General features: G+C 65.7%; 6 protein-coding genes. 5 read left to right on the top strand and 1 reads right to left on the bottom strand.

Annotation, left to right across the window (positions count from 1 at the left end; translation table 11 throughout):
* Positions 1-31 precede the first annotated feature (31 nt).
* Entirely contained in the window at positions 32-802 is a 771-nt protein-coding gene (locus QSJ18_RS19915) for an SDR family oxidoreductase (RefSeq protein ID WP_286328395.1), read from the bottom strand.
* 155 nt (positions 803-957) lie between these two features.
* On the opposite strand from QSJ18_RS19915, the gene QSJ18_RS19920 reads away from it, so the two are divergent.
* From QSJ18_RS19920 to QSJ18_RS19940, 5 genes are all read left to right on the top strand, one after another.
* Positions 958-1,905: an AurF N-oxygenase family protein gene (locus tag QSJ18_RS19920; protein WP_286328396.1), complete on the top strand. Its 948-nt coding sequence runs from the start codon at positions 958-960 to the stop codon at positions 1,903-1,905.
* Complete coding sequence (locus QSJ18_RS19925; RefSeq protein ID WP_286328397.1) at positions 1,905-3,488, top strand: 4Fe-4S binding protein; 1,584 nt, start codon at positions 1,905-1,907, stop codon at positions 3,486-3,488. The genes QSJ18_RS19920 and QSJ18_RS19925 overlap by 1 nt, the downstream gene beginning before the upstream one ends.
* A gap of 109 nt (positions 3,489-3,597) precedes the next feature.
* A complete protein-coding gene (locus tag QSJ18_RS19930) occupies positions 3,598-3,945 on the top strand; it encodes a molybdopterin oxidoreductase (protein WP_286328398.1) in 348 nt (115 codons plus the stop codon).
* Complete coding sequence (gene nirB, locus QSJ18_RS19935; protein ID WP_286328399.1) at positions 3,945-6,476, top strand: nitrite reductase large subunit NirB; 2,532 nt, start codon at positions 3,945-3,947, stop codon at positions 6,474-6,476. Before QSJ18_RS19930 ends, nirB begins: the two co-directional genes overlap by 1 nt.
* Entirely contained in the window at positions 6,473-6,790 is a 318-nt protein-coding gene (locus QSJ18_RS19940; RefSeq protein WP_286328401.1) for a Rieske (2Fe-2S) protein, read from the top strand. Before nirB ends, QSJ18_RS19940 begins: the two co-directional genes overlap by 4 nt.
* The last annotated feature ends 375 nt before the right edge of the window (positions 6,791-7,165 follow it).

Below are 7,165 nucleotides of genomic sequence, written 5' to 3' on the forward strand. Positions count from 1 at the left end.
GTGGTTCTGTCCATTTGTGGTGGTTTTGGGCCTACTGCGCGATGAGCTTGTTGACGGTGCGGTTGAGGAAGTTCGGGATGAACTTCGCCGCATTGCCCAGGAACAGGGTCTGTGCGCCGACCGAGTAGCTGGTGCGGTGCAGCAGCTTGTCCTGGCGGGTGGGGTGCACAGACTCCCACACCTTGTCGGCGACCTGCGCCGGGGTGATCCGGACACCGAGGGTCTTGGTCGACTTCGCGTCGGTGTCGGCGAGAGCGGTCTTGGCCCACAGCGGCCAGATGCTCACCGCGCGGATGTCGTCGTGCTCCCATTCCAGTTCGAGTGCCTCGGTGAGGCCGCCGACGTAGAACTTCGTCGCACTGTAGGTCGCGATGCCGGGCTGACCGTAGATCGCCGACGCCGAGGCGATGTTGACCAGGTGCGCACCCGGGGTTGCCTTCAGATACGGGTAGCCGGCCTGTGCACCGAGGGTGACGCCGAGGGCGTCGATCTCGATCTGACGCTTGACCGCGTCGGCGGAGATCGCGTCGAGGCGGCCGGCGACCAGGATGCCTGCGTTGTTGTCGAGGACGTCGAGGGTGCCGCCGGTATGTGAGGTGAACTCGGCGAGGGCCTCGGCCCACTGCTTCTCGTCGCGGACGTCGAGGACGCCGGTGATCCAGGACGGGTGCTCTTCCTTCGCCTTGGCGAGTGCGTCGGCGTCGACGTCGTAGATGCCGACGGTCCAGCCTTCACGGTCGAAACGTTCCGCCGTGGCGAGTCCGATCCCCGCCGCACCGCCGGTGATGAAAATTGAAGGCATCTGTCTCTCCCATTCTGACCTGCTGTTTTGCCGATCGCGGCGTTCTTACTCGTCAGTATATTCATCGGCTCGTTTACCTCTGACGCCAGCGGTGCTATCTTGACAACAATCATTGGTATGACATCAGTTGTTGTCACGATCTGGAGGCGATCAGCATGACTGCCGCAATGGACCGAACCCGCGTCGAGCACCCGGACAGCACCGACAATGTCGTCAGCATGCGTGACCAGGGCACCGATGAGGTCTCGCAGCGGCTGCTGGCCTCGGCGGCTCGACTCTCGCGCAATGCGATGACCGAGATCGACTGGTCGGCGCCGATGGACCCGACGAAGTACGGCTGCAGCCCCGAATGGTCCTCGCTCTACGGCACCGCCTACTGGGATGAGCTGACCGAAGAGCAGCGCATCTCGGTGACCCGCCACGAGTTCGCCTCGATCATGAACATCGGCATCTGGTTCGAGATGATCCTGCAGGAAATGGTCATCCGGGATCAGTACCTCGGCGACTACCACGGCGCCGAGTTCCAGTTCGCGCTCACCGAGATCGCCGACGAATGTCGCCACTCGATCATGTTCGCCAAGGCGTCGGAGAAGATGGTCGGCACCTCCTACAAGCCGTCGAAATTCGTCGGCAGGCTGGGCAAGCTGTTCAAGCGCACCGCCAAGGATGAGGTGGCCTACGCCGGCATCCTCGTCGCCGAAGAGGTGCTCGACGTCTTCCAGCGCGGCTGCATGCGCGACGACCGGGTCCTCGACTTCATCCGCACCGTCAACGAGATCCATGTGCTCGAGGAGTCGCGCCACATGCGATTCGCGCGTGAGGAGGTGCGGGAGTCGATGCGCGGCGTCGGCTGGATGCGCCGACAGGTCAGCGGACTCTACGTCGCTCTCGGCGCCTACTTCATCGTGACGAGTCTGGTGCAGCGCAAGGCATTCGCCGACGCCGGACTCGACGCCGACCGTGCGGTCGCGGAGATGAACGCCAACTCGCACTTCCATTCGATGATCCGCTCGAGCTGCGCCCACCTGATGGAGTTCCTCGACGAGGTCGGGCTACTCACCCGCCCGGCCATGCGGTACTACCGGAAAGCACACATGCTCTGATGTTCGTCATCACCCAATCCTGTTGCAGCGACGCGGCATGCGTCTCCGTCTGTCCGGTGAACTGTATTCACCCCACGCCGGAGGAGCGCGGCTTCGCGACCTCCGACATCCTGCACATCGACCCGCAGGCGTGCATCGACTGCGGCGCGTGCGCCGACGCCTGCCCGGTCGATGCCATCTACCCGGCCGACCGTCTGGGTACCCGGGACAAGGTCTTCATCGACATCAACGCCGACTACTACAAGAACAACCCCGACATCACCACGGGCTGGAACGGCGTGGTGTATCCGGAGATTCCGAAACTGCCGGCCGGACTTCGGGTTGCGCTGGTCGGTACCGGGCCGTCGGGTGGTTACGCACTGCGGACGCTTCTCGACCGGACCGAGGCAGAGGTCACCGTCATCGACCGGTTGCCGACCCCCGGTGGCCTCGTGCGCGCCGGTGTCGCCCCCGACCATCCCGGCACCAAGGGCGTGCTGCGCGGCTTCGACCTGCTCTACCGTGACCCGCGCGTCACGATGATGACGAATGTGTCGGTGGGCGAGCATATTTCACCTGCTGAGCTGGCCGAGCACTTCGACGCCGTGTTCTATGCGGTCGGCGCGTCGGAGTCCCGGCGGCTGGGTATCCCCGGTGAGGATCTGCCCGGCTCGACGTCGGCGACCGATCTGGTGGCCTGGTACAACGCGGTGCCCGGCGCCGATGCCGGTCCGCCCGTTCGGCGCGGGACCGCCGACGATCCGGCCTCCGGACGTGCGGTGGTCGTCGGTACCGGCAATGTGGCGCTCGACGTTGCACGCATCCTGGTGTCGCCGCCGGAACTGTTGGCCACCACCGATATCGCCGACCGCGCGCTGGCGATGCTGCGTGAACAGAATGTGCACGAGGTGGTACTGCTCGGCCGTCGCGATCAGGCGTCGGCTGCCTACACCTCCGCGGAATTCCGTGCGCTGTCCGAGATCCCGGGTGTCGAGGTCGTCGTGATCGACGGCCCCGATGCCGAACTCCCGGATTTCGGTGCGCCCGCCGATCCGGGTCGCCGACGTATCGTCTTCCTGTTTCACAGCGCACCCGAGGCGATTATCGGTGCCGACGCCGTCGACTCGGTGGCCGTGCGCACCGGCGAGCGTCGCCACGAGATCGCCACCGACCTCGTCGTCCGGTCCATCGGCTATCGGTCCACCCCGATCCCCGGACTGCCCTTCGACGATGCGCGGGGCGTCTTCCCCAATCGCGACGGGCGTCTGCTCGGCGACGACGGCGCGGTCATCCCCGGAGCCTATGTGCTGGGCTGGGCGAAACGCGGACCCAGCGGCGGCATCGGCGCCAACAAGATGTGCGCGCAGGCGGGTGTCGAGGAGTTCATCGCGGACGCGGTGGACGACCGGCTGACGCGGACGACGCGTGCCGCCGCCGACTTCCCGGCACTCGTCCGCACGCGGGTGCGGCACGTCATCGGATACCGCGGGATGCGGGCGATCGACCGCACCGAACGTCGACGCGGCGCCCAGCAGGGCCGTCCGCGGGTGAAGTTCACCCAGGTAGCCGAGATGGTGGGAGCCGCGGGCCGCCGTAAGCGCTGAGTGCGCCGATGGTGATCTCGCCGTCGGGTCCGGGTCCGGTGAGCGGCTGACAACCTCGCCGTAACATGTCGGCAAGTGGCCCTTCATGCGTGGCGCGGATAGTGGCTCCATGTCGAGCAGTCCGCAATTCCTCCAGGGCGTCTTCGGTTTCACCGGTGCGGGTTTGACCAAACCCGCACCGATTGACCCGTCGCTGACCTTCGTCGTACCTGCGGGAATGACCGCGCAACCACTGTACTTCCGGGGCGGCAACTCCTCTGACGAATTGATCTGCGTAACGCTCACCCGCGATGGTGCGCCGATGCGGATGTTCCCGATGGGCGCCCGGTCCTCGGTGAACGTCCCGCTCCGGGTGGTCGAGGACGTCGATCCCGACAGCATCCTGGAACTGGTGATCGCCGCGCCGTCGGGGGCGACCGGAGAGGTCGTCATCGACTTCGGAATGGTCACCTTCTGATGTTCGATCCGGATGCGGCACCCAAACGGCGGCTGGTCGTCGTCGGCAACGGAATGGCCGGCGCGCGCACGGTCGAGGAGATCCTGTCCCGCGGCGGCGGTGAGCAGTTCTTCATCACGATGATCGGCGACGAACCGTACGGCAACTACAACCGGATCATGCTCAGCCATGTCCTCGCCGGTGAGACGACCGTCGACGACGACGATCTGATGCTCAACCCGATGGCCTGGTACCGCGAGAACGGTGTCACGCTCTACGCCGGCGACCGCGCGGAATCCATCGACCGCTTCGCCAAATCGGTTCGTTGCGCGAGCGGCAAGGTGATCGGCTTCGACGTCCTGATCATCGCCACCGGCTCACATACCTTCTTCCCCAACATGGATGGCCTCCGTGAGCCCGACGGACGCTTGGCGCGTGGGGTTTTCGGCTTCCGCACCATCGAGGACACCAACGGCATGCTGCAGATGGCGGCCTCCCGCGATCATGTGCGCGCGGTGGTCATCGGTGGCGGTCTGCTCGGACTGGAAGCGGCCTACGGGCTCAAGACGCAGGGCGTCGACGTCGACGTGGTGCATTCACCCGGACATCTGATGAACCAGCAGCTCGACGAACGCGGTGGCACCGTGTTGCGCAACAAGATCGAGGAGCTGGGTGTCGGGGTGTACACCGGTAAGCGAACGACGTCGGTGCTGCGCAACGACGACGGGTCCGTCGCCGGGGTCGGCTTCACCGATGGCGACACACTGGACGCGGACATGATCGTGGTGACCGCGGGGATCCGACCCAATGTCGAGATCGCCCGTGGCGCAGGGCTCGTCGTCGAACGCGGGATCGTCGTCGACGATCAGATGCGTTGTGAGGACGAGTCATTCATCTACTCGGTCGGGGAGTGTGCGCAGCACCGCAGCGAGGTTTATGGGCTGGTGGCTCCGCTCTGGGAGCAGGCGGTGGTGCTCGCCGATGTGCTCACCGGGGCGAATCCCGAAGCGGAATACCATGGTTCACGTCTCACCACCAAACTCAAGGTCGCCGGCGTCGACGTCGCCGCGATGGGTGTCAAGGGGCCGGAGCGCGCCGACGACGAATTCGTGCAGTTCTACGAGCCGCGCAGCGGTGTGTACAAGAGTGTCGTCGTCCGGGACAACAAGCTGATCGGTGCGATGCTACTCGGCGACATCTCCAAGGCGGCCTTCCTCACGCAGGCCTTCGCCGACAAAGTTCCCCTGCCGCAAGAACGCATCTCGATGCTCTTCGATCTCGGGACACCCAGCGCGGCCACCGGAGCGGCCGAACTCTCCGACGACGTTCAGGTCTGCAACTGCAACGGCGTGACCAAGGGCGACATCGTCGCGTGTGTGGCGTCGGGATGCACCAGCGTCGGCGAGGTGTGCGCGAAGACAAGGGCAGGCAAGGGGTGTGGGTCGTGTAAGGCGCTCGTCGCCGACGTCGTCGCGGCGGCGGCCGGTGATGCGCTGACCACCGATGCGTCCGCGGAGTGGTATGTGCCATCGATTCCGATGCGCAAACCCGAACTCATCGAGGCCATCCGGCAGCGCGATCTACGTTCGGTCAGTGCGGTATTCGAGGCGCTCGCACCCGGCGGGGAGGACGCGGCGTCGAAGATGCCGTTGGCGTCCTTGTTGCGTGTGGTGTGGGGCGCCGACTGGCAGCGCGAACCCGGTGCGCTGTTCGTCAACGATCGGGTACACGCCAACATTCAGCGCGACGGCACCTTCTCGGTGGTTCCGCAGATGAAAGGTGGAGTCACCTCGCCAGCGCAGTTGCGCAAGATCGCCGATGTCGCAGAGAAATACGACATTCCGATGATCAAGGCGACCGGCGGTCAGCGGCTCGACCTGCTCGGCGTCAAGAAGGAAGACCTGCCCAAGGTGTGGGCCGATCTCGGCATGCCGTCGGGGTACGCGTACGGCAAGAGCTTCCGTACGGTCAAGACATGTGTCGGCACCGACTACTGCCGGTACGGGCTCGACGACTCGACAGGGTTGGGAATCGCACTCGAAAGTCGTTATCAGGGACTGGAATCACCGGCCAAGCTCAAGCTCGCAGTCACCGGTTGTCCGCGCAACTGCGCCGAATCGCTGTGCAAGGACTTCGGGGTCGTCGCGATCGGCGACGGGCGATGGGAGATCTATGTCGGCGGCGCCGCCGGTGCCCACATCCGCAAGGGAGACCTGTTGGCCACCGTCGACTCCGCCGACGAGGTGATCCGACTGTGCGGCTTGTTCATCCAGTACTACCGCGAAGATGCCAAATGGCTAGAGCGCACCTATGCGTGGGTGCCCCGCCGCGGAATCGAGGAACTGCGTGCGATCATCGTCGACGACCGCGACGGTCTGGTCGTCGAACTGCAGGAACGTATCGAGGAAGCCGTCGCCGGATACGTCGACCCGTGGCTCGACCGTGAGGCCCCGAAATCGCCGGCCCAGTTCACCCCGGCGTTGCCGCTGATGCCGCTGCCCGTCGTCCCGGCCCGCGGTGCGCGCCCCTCGCCGGAGGTCGGGGTCCGATGACCGCCGTATTCGCGCCCGTCGTCGTCGGGGCTTCGGCCGATCTCGTCGTCGGCGAAGGGCGGGCATATGCTGTCGCCGAACGCCAGATAGCCGTGTTCCGCATGACCGATGGCAGCCTGCGTGCCGCCGATGCGGTGTGCCCGCACAACGGTGGCCCGCTGGCCGACGGCCAGTTCGACCCGGTCGCCGTCGTCTGCCCACTCCACCAGTACGCCTTCCGGTTCGCCGACGGCGGCTGCGCCACCGAGGGTATCGGCGCCGTGTCGGTCTATGAGGCTGCCGACCGCGAGGGCGAGATCGTCGTCTGGTGCTGACCCCGCGCGCCCACTGCCGAAAGTAGGGGAGGAGTGTTCGTCCCCTAGGTTTGGTGGGCCGGGTGGTCGGTGCCGAAAGTAGGGGAGGAGTGTTCGTCCCCTAGTTTTGGGTTCGTCCCCGTGTTGTAACTGGGGGATGTGCGGGAAGTGGGGGAGGAAGGTTCGTCCCCTAGTTTCGGTGACGGTTCGTCCCCTAGTTTCGGCGGGGCGGGGCGGGGCAGGGGCCGGTGCTGAAAGTGGGGGAGGAGTGTTCGTCCCCTAGGTTTGGGTTCGTCCCCGTGTTGCAACTGGGGGAAGTGCGGGAAGTGGGGGAGGAAGGTTCGTCCCCTAGTTTCGGTGACGGTTCGTCCCCTAGTTTCGGCGGGGCGGGGCGGT

Source organism: Gordonia heveisoli (assembly GCF_030315745.1).
GTDB lineage: Bacteria > Actinomycetota > Actinomycetes > Mycobacteriales > Mycobacteriaceae > Gordonia.